Origin of the sequence: Pseudoalteromonas luteoviolacea NCIMB 1944 (genome assembly GCF_001625565.1) — a bacterium.
Classification (GTDB): domain Bacteria; phylum Pseudomonadota; class Gammaproteobacteria; order Enterobacterales; family Alteromonadaceae; genus Pseudoalteromonas; species Pseudoalteromonas luteoviolacea_F.
In genome coordinates this window covers 33225-48956 of sequence record NZ_AUXS01000025.1, presented here as the reverse complement: position 1 = coordinate 48956, position 15732 = coordinate 33225, and the positions used below count along the sequence as shown (strand labels likewise).

The window sequence follows — 15732 nt, the reverse complement described above, 5'->3', positions numbered from 1 at the left end:
AAACTTTCCTACTTTTAGTGTTCGCCCTCATCTACCCCCTTTTCAGAAACAAGAATAACTACTCAACGCTTGCTTTAACAGTCGGATTAATTTTAGCGCCACAAGCAAAGCGTACAGCTTTCAAACTCCGTCATATCACTAAACCAACCTAAGTTCTGTGAGTGTATTGTCTTAATATTTAGACACATCTTTACAGAAATCATGGCTCAAGAGTGATAAAAAAGGAACGAGTTAAACGTAATACCACCTAATTTGTTAATTAAATTAAAGGATAATTTTATGCATGCACTCATTGGTATATTACTTTCAATATTCTGTTTTTCTGCATTCGCCAACTATGAACCATTCACATATAAACACGAACCAATAGCACATACATTCAGCCCCAACATACTGGCTGAGAGCAAAAACGTTTGGGTAGCGCTGCCAACGGGGTATCACGCCCCTGAAAATGCACAAAAACGTTATCCCGTCGTATATATTACTGATGGGGTTGTATATCAATTTATTACCGCGGAAAGCATGTGGTTTGCGAACATGGTTGGCCATATTCCTCAAGCAATTTTGGTGGCAATTGATACAACAGAACACAGAACGCGAGACTTAACTCCCACTGTACCAAACGACGGCCATAGCACGGATTTAACCGCTGGAAAAAGTGCTATTTTTCAGGATTTTATTAAACAAGAGGTTGTTTCTTTTATCGATCAAAACTACCGTACTAATGATTTTCGGGTCCTTGCTGGCCACTCTTTAGGCGGCTTATTCACTATTACTTCGGTACTTAACCCACAAATCCAAGACACCTTTAAATCATATATCGCACTGGATCCGTCTATGTGGTGGGACAATGCTGGCACAGTAAATCAATTAGAGCAGTCATTAGGGCTATTAAATAGCAAAGCATTTAATATTTATATTGCGGCCGCCCACAACGATAAAGATGCAGCGAATGATACAGGTGACTATCTAGAGCATATTCAAGCCATTGCCAGAGCTGGGCATTTGTTATATGCATCCAATAAGACAACTGGAACTTATGACGTTTTCCAAGATGAAACCCATATGTCTGTGTTACACCAAGGGCTTTATAAAGGGCTTAGAGCGGCCTTTAAGTGCTACCCTACGACTTGTGATAAGTCAGTTAAGACAAGTAATTAGTGACAAATCACTGGCATTCAATTAATTGCCAATAAAATTGACGCCTATCATAGAAGCTAAGCTAGTTTCGACTTGGCTTCTATGGTTCTGTGTTTTCTCTTTGTGTCTGGCTTAAAGTGTGCATCCTGTTAAGCCTCTTGAGAGCTTTACCAATTTGCCAAAACTTTTCGGATAAATGCCCCACTTTCATTGAATCTATCGAGGTAAACCAACCACCATAAAACTGGCGCTATTGTCTTTCACCAATTAAATTCAATGCGACATCCAGTGCTTTTTTGCTACTTGAAAAGTGATTGGGCACAACTCCCTCTTCGTGCCACGATATACGCTCATTCACACCCATTAACATACCACTGGTTAATGACAAGGTAATGTGTTCACTGATCTGGACTAATGTTTCAATGCTTGCAAGCCCCATGGTTTCTTCACCAATTACCACTGCGCGCTCCGATTCTTGCAATGCGTAACTAAATAATTCCCACGGACCGCTTACAAATGACGACGTCAGTATATATAAAGGTATATGGTCGCCAAAACGTTCAAATTCTGGCGTTTGAATAGCATAGACTGATTCAACCCCCTTGTTTGTTTGCAACAATCCGATTGCTTGGTCTAAACCTATGAAATACCCCAACAGTGTCTGACTCAATTCAATACTCCCCTCATCTACAGCGCGCAGATCAATTATCAAAGCTCTCGCCTTAGATAAGCCGGAAATATGGGTTTCTATCAACTCGCTATGAACACCAGACGCAAAACTCCCCTTAAGTTCAAGGTAACCCACGCCGTCACCAGATATTTGGGATTCAACAGTCGCTTCATCATAACGCTCAGAGATAAGCTCAATAGCAAAATTATTGTGTATTAACTCAAAGCTATTATCACCTGTTGCCATACGTAATGCGTTGTAAACCTCACTCTTAAACCAATGAAAATCAGCCCCACCGCGAAAACGCCCCCTATTCATTTTTGTTTTCAGTGAATCTACGGCAAGCGCCCCTTTATTGGGATCAACGTAAACGTCAATTAATGAATTAGAAATATTTGCTATTGCCGTTGATACTTGCTCTGCAGACATATTCTGAGCCTGACTTGCCGACAAATTGCTCGACATCATCAAGTAAAAAATGAACCAAATAAAGTGCTGTGATTTCATTGTTTCTTTCCTTCATCTACGGTGTATTTGCAATAGCAAAACTTCGCGTCATTGCCTTTGACCAAACAACTACACATATGGTGGCACTGAAAAAGCTAAAAGATAGCTGCTTTATATCTTGTTGCTATATGGGTAATTTCAAGACCAGATCCGTAATTTCACCAACAAAGCTAAGCATTGCCTGCCGGAATATTGACAATCAATCAGACTAAAAAGCCTGTAACGCATCAGGTATTGAGCGCGCTCAATTTAGTGAAATTTGTATTTAGCTTGTCTTTATTAGCAATTGTCGCCCTTTTTACCTGTTTTCAAGACAGGTAAAAAGGTTACGATTTAGATAACTTTTACCGTCAAGTACGATGACAATATAACCTCTTGTATTTTTTGCATTATTTATAATTTCACAGCTCACTAAACCTAAATAATGACTAAAAAACAAACCAAAATATTAAATATATTGTATACAATTTATTTTCATTGATGTAAGTTAAAAAACGTTTATTACAAATTAAGTGTCGTTTTAGTACTAAATTAATAATAATAAACCATTGATATTAAAGAACAATATAATTCACAATCAAGAGGTATAGGCAGAAATGCCATTTGTTAACTTAGGTTTAAGCAGTACCTGAAACATATCAACTGTTAACAATAAAAATAAATTACAGGAGAACAACATGTTTTTATCCAAGCCGGTGCTAACGTTGCCCAAACTCAATTGCGTAACAATTGCACTACTCTCTGCTATGACAACTGCAACGTCGTATGCAGGAGAAAGCCCTGAGCCACATACACACGTGAACAACATTGCAAGTTTGGATGTGCAAGCGAACCATAAACACTCAGGTCAAATATGTGGTACCGACCACAATGACCAAAATTGGTCTGCCATTCAAAAAGAAAATGCCCGGCAAGCCAACATCAGCTCAAGCTTTTCCTCGCAAATTATGAATTCACTTGCCACTCAAGAAAACCTTGCCGCCGAGAACGGTAACGGTGTGCCTGGGAGGTACTATATTCCTGTTGTTGTGCACGTTTACGGTGACAGATATAACTGTGAAACAGGAACCTATTGTTTAACTGAACAGAAAATAATCGATGGCTTAAACAAGTCAAATGAAGACTTTTTGGGACTAATTACAGATGATGGCCCGATAGCACCGGAATTCCAAGCAATCAGGCGAAACCTTAGCGTCGAATTTGTGCTTGCCAAAAAAGACCCTAATGGCCAGCCTACTAATGGTATTGTCCGCTATCCAGATAAAGCAGGTTATGGCAAAGGCAGCGGTAAAGATGACCAAATTGCTGCGGATGCTTGGGACAACTTCAAATACATGAACATATATATTCAGCGCGACTTATATGATGATGGTCAAACTAATAACTCAGGTGTCGCTTGGTACCCGCAGCTTAGTATGTCACAGCAAGGCCTCTCTCGTGTTGTCTACAATGGTGACTATATCGGCGCGAATACCAATGAGAACTTTCGTTCTGTCTTAACTCACGAGTTTGGTCACTGGTTGAACCTACCGCATACTTTTGATGGTGCTTGTACCGTGCATTCAGAAGCATTCTGTAACGCGACTGGCGATGGCTCATGTGACACACCTCAAATGAGTAGTAGTATTTTGCAAGACAACGCTAAAAATTGCTTAGGTCAGGCTACTAACACTGAAAACTTCATGCATTACTCTGACAACTATGCCATGTTTACCAAGGATCAAGTAGATCGCATGACTGCAGCCCTTCACGGCCCAGCCCGTGCGACTATCTGGTCAAACGCCAACTTGATTGCGACTGGCTTAGGCGAATATACCAGTAATGCAGATCACCCTTGGGATGGCACTTCAGGCGCAGTCGTTCCTCCCAAAGGTGATGTTGTGCAGTCGTTTACGAACCTATCTGCACAAAAGGGCGAAGTTGATAACTTCGAAATTAACGTACCTAGTGGTACCCAAGCAGTCGCATTTTATCTCGACGGGTATGACGAAGATCCAGATATGTATGTCTCCAAAGGTAAAGCACCAACCAAAAATGGCGACAACTGGGATGCAGACTTCATTTCTTTTAGAAGCGCAGGATCTCCTGAACTGGTGACTCTATCAGCGCCTTCAAGTACCGAAAGCTATCATGCTGCAATTGATGCATATAGTGCCTATTCCAACGCGACACTCAGCGTCATTGCAGGTACAGATGATACCTTATGTGCCACTTGTGAACGCGTTTTTTTAACTGAAGTCAAAGATTTAAAATCAGCAAAAGGTGCTGACCCTAAATCTTATCAATTCGATATACCGGCTGATGCAGTGCGTACAGTTGCGGTAATGCCAGGCGGGTATCAAGGCGATCCAGACTTATACGCCAGCATAAACTCGGTGCCAACCAAAGATAAATTTGACTGCGGCCCATTCAGCGCGCCAAGGTTAAGTGAATACTGTGAGTTCCCAGCAGGTGGCGGTACGCTCAACCTTTTAATAGATCCATTCCTAGAATATAGCGACGCATCGTTGGTCGTTTATTACGAAAGATCTACAGATTCAGAACTGCCAATCGCGCAAGCAAACGGTCCATATAATGGCTTGCTCGGTAACACCATTGCTTTTAGTAGTGCGGGTTCATTCGATTCAAATGGCAGCATTAGCAGCTACTTGTGGGAGTTTGGCGATGGTAATACCTCAACGGCTGCAAACCCAACACATGCATATCAGCAAGCCAACACATATACAGTTAAGCTGACAGTAACCGACAATGACGGTAACACCGCTAGCGATACAGCCACAGCACTCATTAAGGCTGAGAATATCGCACCTATTGCAAATGCCAACGGCCCATACACTGGCTCTGCTGGGAAAGATATTGAGTTTAGCAGTGCAAATTCATCAGATCCTGATGGCAGTATTGCAAGTTATAAATGGGAGTTTGGCGATGGTCAATCCAGCACAGCTGCAAACCCTAAACATAGCTACGCCCAAGCCGGTGATTATACTGCAACTCTAACCGTTACAGATAACGAAGGCCTATCTCACTCTGCTCAGGCTAGTGTTACAGTCACGGCAATGAATTATTGTGAAGCGAGCGGTAATACAAAGTATGAGTGGATTGCCAATGTACAATCAGGTGCGTTTAGCAACCCTTCTAATGCCAATGGTTACAGTGACTTTACTGCGCAAACAATCGACCTTAAAGAAGGCGATAATCAGTTTACACTGACGCCAGGTGGCAACTATACAGAACATTGGGCTGCGTGGATTGACTTAAATGAAAATGGTCAATTTGAAGAGTCTGAGCAAGTAATGAGCGATGTTTCTGGCAAAGGAGCTGTGAACGGCACAGTGTCTATCCCATCTGGCTCGGTAGGAAAAACGACGCGTATGCGTATTGCCATGAAGTACAATAGCGCCCCAACATCAGCTTGTGGCAGCATAGGTGATGGTGAAGTTGAAGACTATACAGTCACTATTAAGCCCAGCTCGGTGAATAAGACAGTTCCTAACGCATGCTCCACGCAAGCCCCTATTGCAGGTGGCAGGTTGGAGGCTGGCAAAGCTGCATGTCTTGGAGGTAATGGCACAGTTTGGTTAAGCCTACCAGAAGTGGACTCTGCACAGAATATTGCGATTACAACGGCGCATGGCCAAAGTAACTTACACATTTTGTACAAAAATGGTGGCTGGCCAAGTGATAACGATAAAGATGCTGAGTCGAACTCAGGTACCAATACTGAGTGTATTACGATTCCAGCAGGTAATAGCTACTGGTCATATCTAAAAGTCTCTGGAGATGCAACAAATACAAGCATTATCGTTGACTTTAATAGCCTTGAATGTAGACGTCAAAACTAAATTCATTCATCCCCCTCAGCACCGCAGCGAAAGCTCGGTGCTGTATTGAACCTGTAATAAAGCTACAATCTAGAGATTATTCATAGGGTTACAACGCTCTTCCACTGTCGACTTTTTTAAACTTAAAAATCGATTTCCCATACCGTAGGTGTAACTTAGTATCTGATTTTAGTAACACGATGAGCGTTTGACTGCTCGCACCACCTTGCAAAAAAGACGCTTGTTTAATTTTGCGAGCGTGAAAAATAATGTGACTTTCGTCCAGTGTGATGCTGCCTGTTTCTATTATTGGATTTCGGGGATCAACGCCATAACAATCATTGTAAATTGAATAACTTTCTCCCTGTAATTTCAATAAGTCCGGACACTTTACATTTGATTCAATTTGCAGCCAGACTTACGAATAGGCAGAAAAACTACACACACTGATAAAAATGATAGAAAGCATGTCTACCAAATAGCAACGCATTTTATAACACCCTTCACAACTACCACCCTAGACCACTGATTATAAGCTAGTTTTCTACCCATTTTAAACTTTAAAAGCAACTTGTACATTGTGCTAAGCATGAGAGTCTGACTGTTGTAGGTTTGAACTTAAAACATACCGTTTATAAGTTTTAGCATTGCGGTGTGAACACCTGTAGGAGAACTCTATTCAAACATACTTTGTGTGCATTGAAAATACCTACAAATCCACCAGTGCAGCACCTATAGAATAAGCAATATTAAGCTATAATCAAACTTAGTTGCCGTTATGCATTTGTAGATAAATATGTCTTCTTCGATCAACCATGAGTCAATATGCTTGCCAATAACATTTGTCAATGAGTTGTCTAAATCAAAAGATTTGCCAGAGACATTGGATTTGATTTCTCATTGGTTACCGCAAATTATCGACGCAGATCGGGCAAGTGTTTGTTTGCACAACGGACAAGAAGACACATTAGAGGTGTATGCTTTATACGGAAACAAAGCCATTGAGGCCAATACGATCCTGCAAATAAACAACACCATGGTTGGACGGGTATTTCAAAGCAAAACATTAGAAATAAACAATAACCTCAAAGAATCCCAAGATTTCGATTGCAAAATTTTACATGGAGGCGGTTTAAACTCGTGTATGGATGTACCGCTACAAAAATCTGGGGCATGTTTTGGTACATTAAATTTAGGCAGCTTAAGAGAGAATGCATATCAAACACAACATGCTGTTCTACTCGAATGCATTGCAAATTGGTTGGCCAATTACCTGCACGCACAAATGGAAATTACAGAGCAAAAGAAACGCGCAGAAACCGATCCCCTAACTAAAGCGAGTAACAGGCGCTGTCTGACTATCGTAGGCAATGAGCTGCTCAGCAAGTGGCAAAGCGACAAACAGCCATTTGCTATGATTATGATGGATATCGATAACTTCAAACAATTCAACGATCGATATGGGCACAATGTGGGCGACTTGGTTTTGGTCACATTCAGTAAGGTTATTAATCAAGTTATACGTACATATGACCACTTTTTCCGTGTTGGGGGAGACGAGTTTGTAATTTTGGTAAGCGGAAACGTTGATGTCGCAGGGAAGCTTGCGGAGCGCATCCGACTTGAAGTAGCGGGCATGACTGTTCAATACGATATTCACAGCCTTCATATCACCATTAGCTGCGGTGTAACTACCGCACAACTCAAGGATGACAACCTTGAATCTATTTACAATCGAGCAGATCAGGCCCTTTATTTATCTAAAAAGAATGGGCGGGATCGCACAACTATAAACTAACAGCCGCATCTAGAAATTTTTCATTCAAATACGCTCACAATCCGATATACCAAAATTAATGACTTTTTGTAACTGCCCCAGTTTTAGTACAGCAAATTTTTAAAGTGTACGACAAGCTATTCAACTCCTCATCACCATCGCCCTTTAAACCAAGGCAAACGACAGATAATTTTGATACACTGCTCGTTCGATTCCCTAGCCATGTACGTATGTTAGATATCCAATTAAATAGTTTTGTTCGTCGTGTTGAGCGCGCCGACAAACTAAAAGCGCTTATAAAGTCCAGCGGTGCTCAACTAAACCGGAAAGGTCGCTCAAGACACTGGAGGATACAAGGAGACTGGTCACAATTGGAGTTAATTATTCAGCAAATTCAACAATATGATGAACCAAGCTGGCAATGGATAGTTGAAAAACTGCGCTGCCATAAGCCTAAATCAAGCCTCGAAGGTTTAGTTTCGATAGTAAAACACAACCCCACCATCACGTTACAGCAACTGATAGCGCAAACTGATTGCACATTGGTAGAGGCCAGAAAAGCTTTTGACGAAGTTGCGTGGGATTAACTTGTGCCAACGCAACGCCATTGCTTGTAGTTACTCATATGAGCCTATCATCGACTCTGACCCCATTGATTTCTCGTTAGCTATCGTTTTCTCCAACAAAATTAATTGAGAACCCCTTACCTTGCTCTCCAGAGACCAAAACAGTGATGTAGTTGTCTTTTGTTAATTGATAACTTAGCTTTTTAGGGAAGTCATGTTGCGGGTTCTCAAAAACCGCGGTTTTTTCTGAGCAGCTTGTTAGTTTAAAAGCGACAGGCAGGTCGTTACTAGCAACTTTGGCAACATAAAACACCTCTCCTGACATTTCGACTAACCTTAATGTTTCAGAGCTAACCGTTTTACCTTTTTCGATAGAATAAGTGGAGCCTGTGCCTTCAAAGGTTTTACCGCTTATCTGTTTCCAAGATTCGCGAATTTTCAGTTTACTGCTTTGGGAATACCAATTCCCGACAAGCCATGACAGTGATTTAACAGAATCACAAGATTTCGCTTGCACCGTTGAGTGAAAGGCTAAACACACGAATACAAAACCTATTGCTTTTGACATTGAACACACCTCCATTTGACTGACAAAATTGTCGTCCCTATAAAAAGGACTGTTAAATCAAAGCGAAACGTCCAGTTATTTGCTCCATTATGCAAAGCAAATATAAGTTAACGACGTAATTAAGACTGCTTTAAACTATACTTTTTTTACCGTATCGCTTTGCATGCGCTTAGAACAATGGCTTGAAGCCCCTGGCCTTGTTCATATTGCAAACCATCTTATTAATGTTTTTTTAGCTGCAATATTCATTGTTGAGCAACTTAAGGACAAAGTTATTGTGACACAAAATAATGACCATTAAATATAGCGGGCGCTACCGGTTTTTTCGCCAACTGCCTCATTGGCGTATAGGTGTTCACTTTAAAAACCTGTGAGAACGTTACGATATCCCTCAGTGTCTGGTTATCATATTGCTGTTTTAAAACTTCATCTGGCGTGAGCGGCGGATAGATCACGCCGCATCTGTACACCTTGGCCTTATATCTTTTATTGATTTGCTGTGTAAATTGTTCGCGGCTAGTTTGATCAACCAAGATCTCTTTTACAGCAGGCAATGAAGGCTCTAAGTTAAACTCTAGACTTTCAGCCAGTCCGCTGAAAGTGGCTAACGTCACACAAATAAATTTGAGAAGTTTCAAATTAGCTCCTTGACTGCTCACTTGTTTATCTACCACAAATACCGCTTAACTACAGCGCAAATTACACCAAATAGCAATACATTAAAATTCGGTACACCTATGCCACAATGACCTTTTTCACGTCAAATTCATGAGCAAGGCCGCCTACCTTTACTTGAGTGACCTGTTCGTTGCAAAGAGTCACAGACGCTGTGACTCTAGATGTACATCCCATGGCTCGACCCTGCTCAAATGTAAACTCGCTCGTATCAATGTTTTTGAGATGTTTACTCAAATAACATGCAAGCGCACCATTAGAGCTGCCTGTTGCAGACTCTTCAGGTATACCAACTAAAGGGGCAAAGTTTCGACAGCTTGCAGTGTACTCAGAGTTAGGTCCACACAATTCAAATACATGCGCGCCAATCAACTTATGTTTTTTACAAAACTCACTGAGTCGCATTTCATTTATTTTAATCTTATCAAGATAGCCATGAGGTACAGCCACCAATATATCGGCCAAGCCAGTAGAAACCATTTCGGCAGGCAACTGAGTAGATGCCAATATAGACGCTCCTATTCCCATAAATTCAGACACGTCTTCATAGCTTACCTGCCCTAGATATGATGGCAGCTTTTGCTCCATTACAACGTACCCGTCAGCGTCAATCATGACACCCAACAACCCGGCTTTTGTTCTTTGTGTATACTGGCCTGCACTGAGCACACCCCTTTGACACATTACAGTAAAGGCAGACAAAGTAGCATGACCACAAAAATCGACTTCTTCCGTCGGTGTAAAAAACGACAATTGAAAATCGACTTCGTCATCTCGAGAAACAAATGCTGTTTCTGAGTAACCAACAACTTTTGCGATATATTGCTTGTCTTGTTCAGACAAACACTCGGCATTTAACACTACACCTGCAGGATTCCCACCCGCACCATTTGCCGTGAATGCATCGACCAAATAAACTTCGACTTGCTTCAATCTCTAAGACTCCAGTTTGTACTTTTTTGAAATAAATGCAGCAAGGCTGCAAAAATTGAGCGCGCTCACATACCCAGCGAATTAGACGCCATAGGTCTTTTTGGCACTTTCAATTTGTTGTTCTTCTGTGATGTTAGGAAACAGCTTATAACTTGGCGCAACAATGGGTTTCGCTTTTAATACTGTAATACGAATAACGCCTGCAACAGGGTACTTGTCACCAGTTAGTGGTTTAATTGGACTAAATACGGACTCAAAACCATCTGAATTTTTGGCTATATACGTTGCTTTGCCATACAACTGAAAACCCTTTTGCTTAAAGACATCGACAAAGCTCACACACACCTTGTCATTGTTTTTAATATTCTTCACACTATTTGCTGATGCGATGTTTGCGATCAGTATTTCTGTATCCCTATTGCAAACAAAGACTTCTTTTGGCGAAACACTCGGACAACCATCTTCGTCGACAGTAGCCAACCAACATAAAACACTCTCTTTTATTGACGATTTTATTTTTTCAGTAAGCATTGCGGTTCCTTGTTATTTGCTTTTATTCGTAATGCTCTAGGTTAGCGCTGAGTCCTTTTCTTTCTTATAGCGCTCATTGATTCTATTAAAGGACAAACTGTTTAGGCAATTGGTTGTATCATTTACAAGGTAGCTATGACTAGTTAGCACCCAGCTTTCTAGAACAAAGCCCACTGTAGCAAGTAACAATTGTCCCTCATATTATACCAGTTCTACACCCTATTATTGAACTGCCCAGACTTGCTAACCAGCTCTTGTACCATTTGGAATTTGCCTTTCTGGACAAGCAAGACATGGCTGTACTTTATCTTCATAACCGATATCAAAAAGCATACCTTGTGATACTTCACCAGCCATTTTTCTTTCTGGCAAATTCACTACGAACAGCGCTTGTTTTCCTTCAATTTCTTTTGGATCTTCACGTTCTTGTTTTATTCCAGCCAAAATTGAACGTGTATGGTCGCCAAAATCAACGATAAGCTTCATAAGTTTATCTGATTTTTCTACGTCACTCACTGAGATGATTTGACCAACACGAATATCAATTTTGGTAAAATCCTCGAATGTGATTTGTTCTTTTATGGGGGCTGTTTTCATTTTTGGAGCCTCATGTTATTTCAATTCGCTTACTAAGAAACCATGGTTATATCTGCCACAATCCATGCTCAATAGACCCCAAAATATAAATTGCGAACTTCCCTTTACCAGGGATCTCCAATGGTGGTAGCGCTATTTCTGCGCCATTCGATTGTGCACTTTGCACAGCTTGCTCAATATCATCCACCAACCAATATGGGCGAACAGTCGGCGTTTCCGTATCTCGCAATGGGCCACGTACCCCCACAATAGAACCATCAGATAATATGCAAGTTTGAGCGCCACCAAGTAACTCTTCTGCTTCACCAAACTTCACCTTGTATGTGTCTTCATAAGCACTGATGACAGACTCTACATCAACTGAAACAATTTCTAGGTAATGAACTTTCATTTCAAACTCCCTGTTCCTATTCATTAATGACTACTTCACTTTTATCGTGAATAGATGATCAACGATTTAAATTTGAATATATAGCCTTAGCATATCCTTGTGCTGAATGCCATTTTCGAAAATTGGCATATCATATTGTTTTAAAAAATAATCCTTTGATACCGATGCCACCCGAAATCCGATACGCTGATAGTAAGTGAGCTGATAACCAAACGTACCGGTGCCAAGTTCAACTCTCTTCACGCCTCTATTTGATAATTCAGAGAGGGTAAACTGAAGCAATTTAGACCCAATTCCTTGTCCTTGATAGGCTGGATAAACCGAAATGTTGTAAATTTCCGCCAGTTCTACACCTTGCGCTTTGACGATACATGCCGCGAGAATTTTGCCGCGTGTTGTTGCCACAAAACACCAAGATCCTGATAGGTAGTTTAAAATACTCTCTTTTGATGGATCTGCTTCAAGCAAGAGTTCAATCGGAATTGCATGACTATTAACTTCCAAATATTCCATTTTTACCTGTACCTTCCTGTATTTTTAGGGACCAAAGTTCAAAACAAATTAAGTACGTTCGACTAACGCCTGCTCACGTGCCAAAATTTGCTTTTGTGCTTCTTTTACTTCTGCCCAACTACCACCAGCTTCGATGGCTGACACCCTTTGCTCGTATTTAACGTAAGCGCGTTTGAGTACAGAGTTAACATCAATACCCGACTCTTTTTCAAGTGACAACAAGATATTAAGGTAATTCCAAAGGACATCTCCCAACTCATCTTCAAGGTAGCAGGTCCTGTTTTTTGGTATTTCTTCTGTGACTTCGGTTATTTCATCTTTTAAGGATGACAGGTATGTGCTCGAGCCAGAATACCAACTATTTGTTTGATCAAATACACTTTTGCGCTTTGCTACTTCCAGCACCTTTTCAAAATCTTGCATAGGGCCCCTTATCATCTCTTTTCCTACAACAACCAGTATCAATGCCGATACTGGCTAACCCACTATTACCGATATTCATACCTGCCTCCATTTTGTTAGCAATATAGAAAATCAGTCTCGTTCCAAATATTGTTACAGTGTAATAATTTGTAATGTTAAAAGCCAAATCTATCTGCCAACTTAAGTGTGGTGAAACCAAAGTGTCACATAATGGACTTCACTCATATCAATTTATTTTACAACTTAAAGGAAACTAAAATGAGTCAATATATTCCAGAAGGTAGCTTTACTTTAACGTCTAAAAATATTCGCTCAACGCTGTACACAAAATCTCAAAAACGAGATGGCAAGTACATTCCGGCCTCACTTGATTTGACGAACTTATCTTCTGCTGATGTAGCAAACATGGATGGTTTTTTAGTCAATCAAACACACTCAGGTAGCGCTAGCGGCTATGTGCCTAGCGGCAGCTATCAAAAAACATCTGATGACATTGTTGTTGTTTTGTCTGCCGAGTGCCAAAAGCGCGATCAAACATATCAAGAGTCAACGTTGGTGATCAGTGGCTTGGACAATGTCAGTGTTTCTAACATCGATGGTGTGCTGACCGTTGACAAATAAACGGAGTTAAAAACTAGACTATGTGCCTTTTACACCTAGGTGCATAGTCATTGAACCGGCAGGTCATTGACCTACATATGAATAATCAATTTCAAGACAATCGCTTACTTTCTATGCAGAGCATACTTTTTTACGCGTCTTATTGCCTATAGCTTGGTAACCATCCTATTGTTATCAGGGCCTGTTGTACTTTTACTCGTTATGGCTGCAAGTAACCCGCTGGTCGTTATTTTCGAGTTACATATTGTCGAATTAACAGACATGCTTTGTACTGTATTCACTCTTATTAGTGCAGCATTCAACATTAAGTTGGCGATTCATCAACACTTGGATGAGAGTCCTATAGTCGTAAATAGATTCATAGTTTGAACCCGCCAACTGCCTGACTAAGTCTTTTTGCGCTTGCCATTGTTTTATCTGCAACTTCTTCATTTTCTACCGCGGTATCGAAATTGAGGCGTGTCCCTTGAAACATTTGGGTCAAATTACCACTTATATCATCGGTGACTTTGCTTTGTTGCTCCGTTGCAGTCGCTGTTTGCACGGCGACATCAGACACCCGCTGTGAGGCCGATGCTATCTTGCCGAGCGACTCGAGAGTTTGTGATGAACAATCAACTGTTGAGCTAGTCGACTCATTGCCCTTTTCTATTGACGCGACTGCTTGCTCGACCCCTTTTTGTAAGTTTGAAATCATTTCCTGTATGTTTTCAGTGGACTGCTGCGTTTTACTGGCAAGTGTCCTTACTTCATCTGCAACAACCGCAAACCCCCTGCCTTGCTCACCCGCTCTGGCGGCTTCTATTGCCGCATTCAACGCCAGTAAATTTGTCTGTTCGGCAATTCCTCGGATCACATCTAACACTGAAGTAATATTAGTGGAGTCTTCAGAAACCTTTGAGATGGTGTCAGAAGCATGCGCAATGACCTCTGAAAGTTGATTGATTTGCTCAACCGTTTGGTTTGTGACCGTCGCCCCTTCATTAGTCAAGTCGTTGACTCTAGCAAGGTCTTCCGCTGTAAGGTTGGCATTTTTTGCCACTTCTTTAATTGCGTAAGACATTTCATCCACCGCTGTAACAATAACCTCGATGGCTTGCAGCTGACTAGAGCAAGTATCGTGAATATTTTTAGATCCAGACTCAAGCGTTTCTACACCCTTAACAACCGCCATTGACTCATCGACTATCGTCCGTATCAAATCAGATAGGCCTGCAACAAACCTATCAAACTCCTTAGCAACATCGCCAAGTTCATCATCTCGTTCGGAGTTAATCCGTCTTGTGAGGTCTCCATCTCCCTGACTCATATCTTTTAATTGGTTTGTCAGGTCATTTAACGCATTAGCCATTTTTTTTGGTGCGATCACGCCAATTGCAACGATGGCTGCAACTATGATTGCGCTTACAACCCAAATCACCGTCAAGGTACTATTTACTTCACTTATTGACTGGCTGCTAACCTCACCACTGATGTTATCAGCCGCTTCACCAGCCAAGTTAAAATACTCTCTTAATTCATTAAAACTCTGCGTCGCTTTGCCTTCACTTTGGACAATGGCAGCACTTTTATCACCTTGTTGCATTAAATCAAATACCTTTTGAGAGTCCGCGAGCCAAATGCGATATTGGGTATCAAACCCCCTCAACGGCGCCAACGCACTGGGGTAGTCTCCCATCAACTCACGATATTTGTTCATACGATCCAATGCCTGCTGTGCATTTTCTTTGTAGTCTGCGTATAGATTGTTGTAGCTACTGTTTAAATTCGTACTGTACAAGATATGCTGTTCTGCCGACAACGCTTGATAAAGGTCTCTATCAGCATTGATAACAGCAGAAATAGCCGGGTTAAACTTCGTCCCTACTTCTGTGAGGCTATTCTCTGTTTTAGATATCAGAAACAGGTTTATTGATACCACTGCGATAAAAAAAACTGAAATCGCAATAAACAAAAACGTGTATTTAACGCGAATACTTTGAAAATTCATAACAGGTCA

At 41.1% G+C, this 15732-nt stretch carries 15 protein-coding genes; 5 read left to right on the top strand and 10 right to left on the bottom strand.

Going from position 1 to position 15732, the window contains the following annotated elements:
* The first annotated feature begins 279 nt into the window (after positions 1 to 279).
* Positions 280 to 1161: an alpha/beta hydrolase gene (locus tag N483_RS09305; protein ID WP_023400006.1), complete on the top strand. Its 882-nt coding sequence runs from the start codon at positions 280 to 282 to the stop codon at positions 1159 to 1161.
* A gap of 229 nt (positions 1162 to 1390) precedes the next feature.
* Here the strand turns inward: N483_RS09305 and N483_RS09300 are convergent, their stop codons facing one another.
* A complete protein-coding gene (locus N483_RS09300) occupies positions 1391 to 2317 on the bottom strand; it encodes a S41 family peptidase (RefSeq protein WP_023400005.1) in 927 nt (308 codons plus the stop codon).
* 677 nt (positions 2318 to 2994) lie between these two features.
* On the opposite strand from N483_RS09300, the gene N483_RS09295 reads away from it, so the two are divergent.
* From N483_RS09295 to N483_RS09280, 3 genes are all read left to right on the top strand, one after another.
* Positions 2995 to 6159, top strand: coding sequence for a M43 family zinc metalloprotease (locus tag N483_RS09295; protein WP_023400004.1), 3165 nt, complete (start codon positions 2995 to 2997; stop codon positions 6157 to 6159).
* Positions 6160 to 6934: 775 nt separating this feature from the next.
* Positions 6935 to 7936 (top strand): sensor domain-containing diguanylate cyclase, encoded by a 1002-nt coding sequence (locus tag N483_RS09285; RefSeq protein WP_023400003.1) that lies wholly within the window; start codon positions 6935 to 6937, stop codon positions 7934 to 7936.
* 209 nt (positions 7937 to 8145) lie between these two features.
* The gene (locus N483_RS09280) at positions 8146 to 8502 is read left to right on the top strand and encodes a ribosome recycling factor family protein (protein ID WP_023400002.1); all 357 of its coding nucleotides are present in this window, start codon (positions 8146 to 8148) and stop codon (positions 8500 to 8502) included.
* Between the two features lie 76 nt (positions 8503 to 8578).
* Here N483_RS09280 and N483_RS09275 read toward each other — a convergent pair whose 3' ends face one another.
* The 8 genes from N483_RS09275 to N483_RS09240 form a co-directional block, all read right to left on the bottom strand.
* The gene (locus N483_RS09275; RefSeq protein WP_023400001.1) at positions 8579 to 9049 is read right to left on the bottom strand and encodes a DUF6265 family protein; all 471 of its coding nucleotides are present in this window, start codon (positions 9047 to 9049) and stop codon (positions 8579 to 8581) included.
* Positions 9050 to 9321: 272 nt separating this feature from the next.
* Entirely contained in the window at positions 9322 to 9687 is a 366-nt protein-coding gene (locus tag N483_RS09270; protein ID WP_023400000.1) for a hypothetical protein, read from the bottom strand.
* 97 nt (positions 9688 to 9784) lie between these two features.
* Positions 9785 to 10657: a PhzF family phenazine biosynthesis protein gene (locus N483_RS09265; protein WP_023399999.1), complete on the bottom strand. Its 873-nt coding sequence runs from the start codon at positions 10655 to 10657 to the stop codon at positions 9785 to 9787.
* An 81-nt stretch (positions 10658 to 10738) separates the two neighbouring features.
* A complete protein-coding gene (locus tag N483_RS09260) occupies positions 10739 to 11188 on the bottom strand; it encodes a pyridoxamine 5'-phosphate oxidase family protein (RefSeq protein WP_023399998.1) in 450 nt (149 codons plus the stop codon).
* Between the two features lie 243 nt (positions 11189 to 11431).
* Positions 11432 to 11785 carry an EMAP domain protein gene (locus N483_RS09255; RefSeq protein ID WP_023399997.1) on the bottom strand — a complete coding sequence of 118 codons (354 nt, stop codon included), beginning with the start codon at positions 11783 to 11785 and terminating at the stop codon, positions 11432 to 11434.
* Between the two features lie 46 nt (positions 11786 to 11831).
* Entirely contained in the window at positions 11832 to 12176 is a 345-nt protein-coding gene (locus N483_RS09250; RefSeq protein WP_023399996.1) for a VOC family protein, read from the bottom strand.
* A gap of 66 nt (positions 12177 to 12242) precedes the next feature.
* Positions 12243 to 12689, bottom strand: a complete 447-nt coding sequence (locus tag N483_RS09245; protein WP_023399995.1) for a GNAT family N-acetyltransferase — start codon at positions 12687 to 12689, stop codon at positions 12243 to 12245.
* Between the two features lie 48 nt (positions 12690 to 12737).
* Positions 12738 to 13112, bottom strand: a complete 375-nt coding sequence (locus tag N483_RS09240) for a MazG nucleotide pyrophosphohydrolase domain-containing protein (protein ID WP_036976544.1) — start codon at positions 13110 to 13112, stop codon at positions 12738 to 12740.
* Between the two features lie 258 nt (positions 13113 to 13370).
* On the opposite strand from N483_RS09240, the gene N483_RS09235 reads away from it, so the two are divergent.
* On the top strand, positions 13371 to 13733 hold the full coding sequence (locus N483_RS09235; protein WP_023399993.1) for a hypothetical protein: 363 nt from the start codon (positions 13371 to 13373) through the stop codon (positions 13731 to 13733).
* 358 nt (positions 13734 to 14091) lie between these two features.
* On the opposite strand, the gene N483_RS09230 is transcribed toward N483_RS09235, so the two are convergent.
* Positions 14092 to 15723: a methyl-accepting chemotaxis protein gene (locus N483_RS09230; RefSeq protein ID WP_023399992.1), complete on the bottom strand. Its 1632-nt coding sequence runs from the start codon at positions 15721 to 15723 to the stop codon at positions 14092 to 14094.
* Positions 15724 to 15732: the final 9 nt, after the last annotated feature.

Coding starts and splice junctions, on each gene's coding strand:
- N483_RS09305 (WP_023400006.1), top strand. CDS start 280: ATGCATGCACTCATTGGTATATTACTTTCAATATTCTGTTTTTCTGCA.
- N483_RS09300 (WP_023400005.1), bottom strand. CDS start 2,317: ATGAAATCACAGCACTTTATTTGGTTCATTTTTTACTTGATGATGTCG.
- N483_RS09295 (WP_023400004.1), top strand. CDS start 2,995: ATGTTTTTATCCAAGCCGGTGCTAACGTTGCCCAAACTCAATTGCGTA.
- N483_RS09285 (WP_023400003.1), top strand. CDS start 6,935: ATGTCTTCTTCGATCAACCATGAGTCAATATGCTTGCCAATAACATTT.
- N483_RS09280 (WP_023400002.1), top strand. CDS start 8,146: ATGTTAGATATCCAATTAAATAGTTTTGTTCGTCGTGTTGAGCGCGCC.
- N483_RS09275 (WP_023400001.1), bottom strand. CDS start 9,049: ATGTCAAAAGCAATAGGTTTTGTATTCGTGTGTTTAGCCTTTCACTCA.
- N483_RS09260 (WP_023399998.1), bottom strand. CDS start 11,188: ATGCTTACTGAAAAAATAAAATCGTCAATAAAAGAGAGTGTTTTATGT.
- N483_RS09255 (WP_023399997.1), bottom strand. CDS start 11,785: ATGAAAACAGCCCCCATAAAAGAACAAATCACATTCGAGGATTTTACC.
- N483_RS09250 (WP_023399996.1), bottom strand. CDS start 12,176: ATGAAAGTTCATTACCTAGAAATTGTTTCAGTTGATGTAGAGTCTGTC.
- N483_RS09245 (WP_023399995.1), bottom strand. CDS start 12,689: ATGGAATATTTGGAAGTTAATAGTCATGCAATTCCGATTGAACTCTTG.
- N483_RS09240 (WP_036976544.1), bottom strand. CDS start 13,112: ATGCAAGATTTTGAAAAGGTGCTGGAAGTAGCAAAGCGCAAAAGTGTA.
- N483_RS09235 (WP_023399993.1), top strand. CDS start 13,371: ATGAGTCAATATATTCCAGAAGGTAGCTTTACTTTAACGTCTAAAAAT.
- N483_RS09230 (WP_023399992.1), bottom strand. CDS start 15,723: ATGAATTTTCAAAGTATTCGCGTTAAATACACGTTTTTGTTTATTGCG.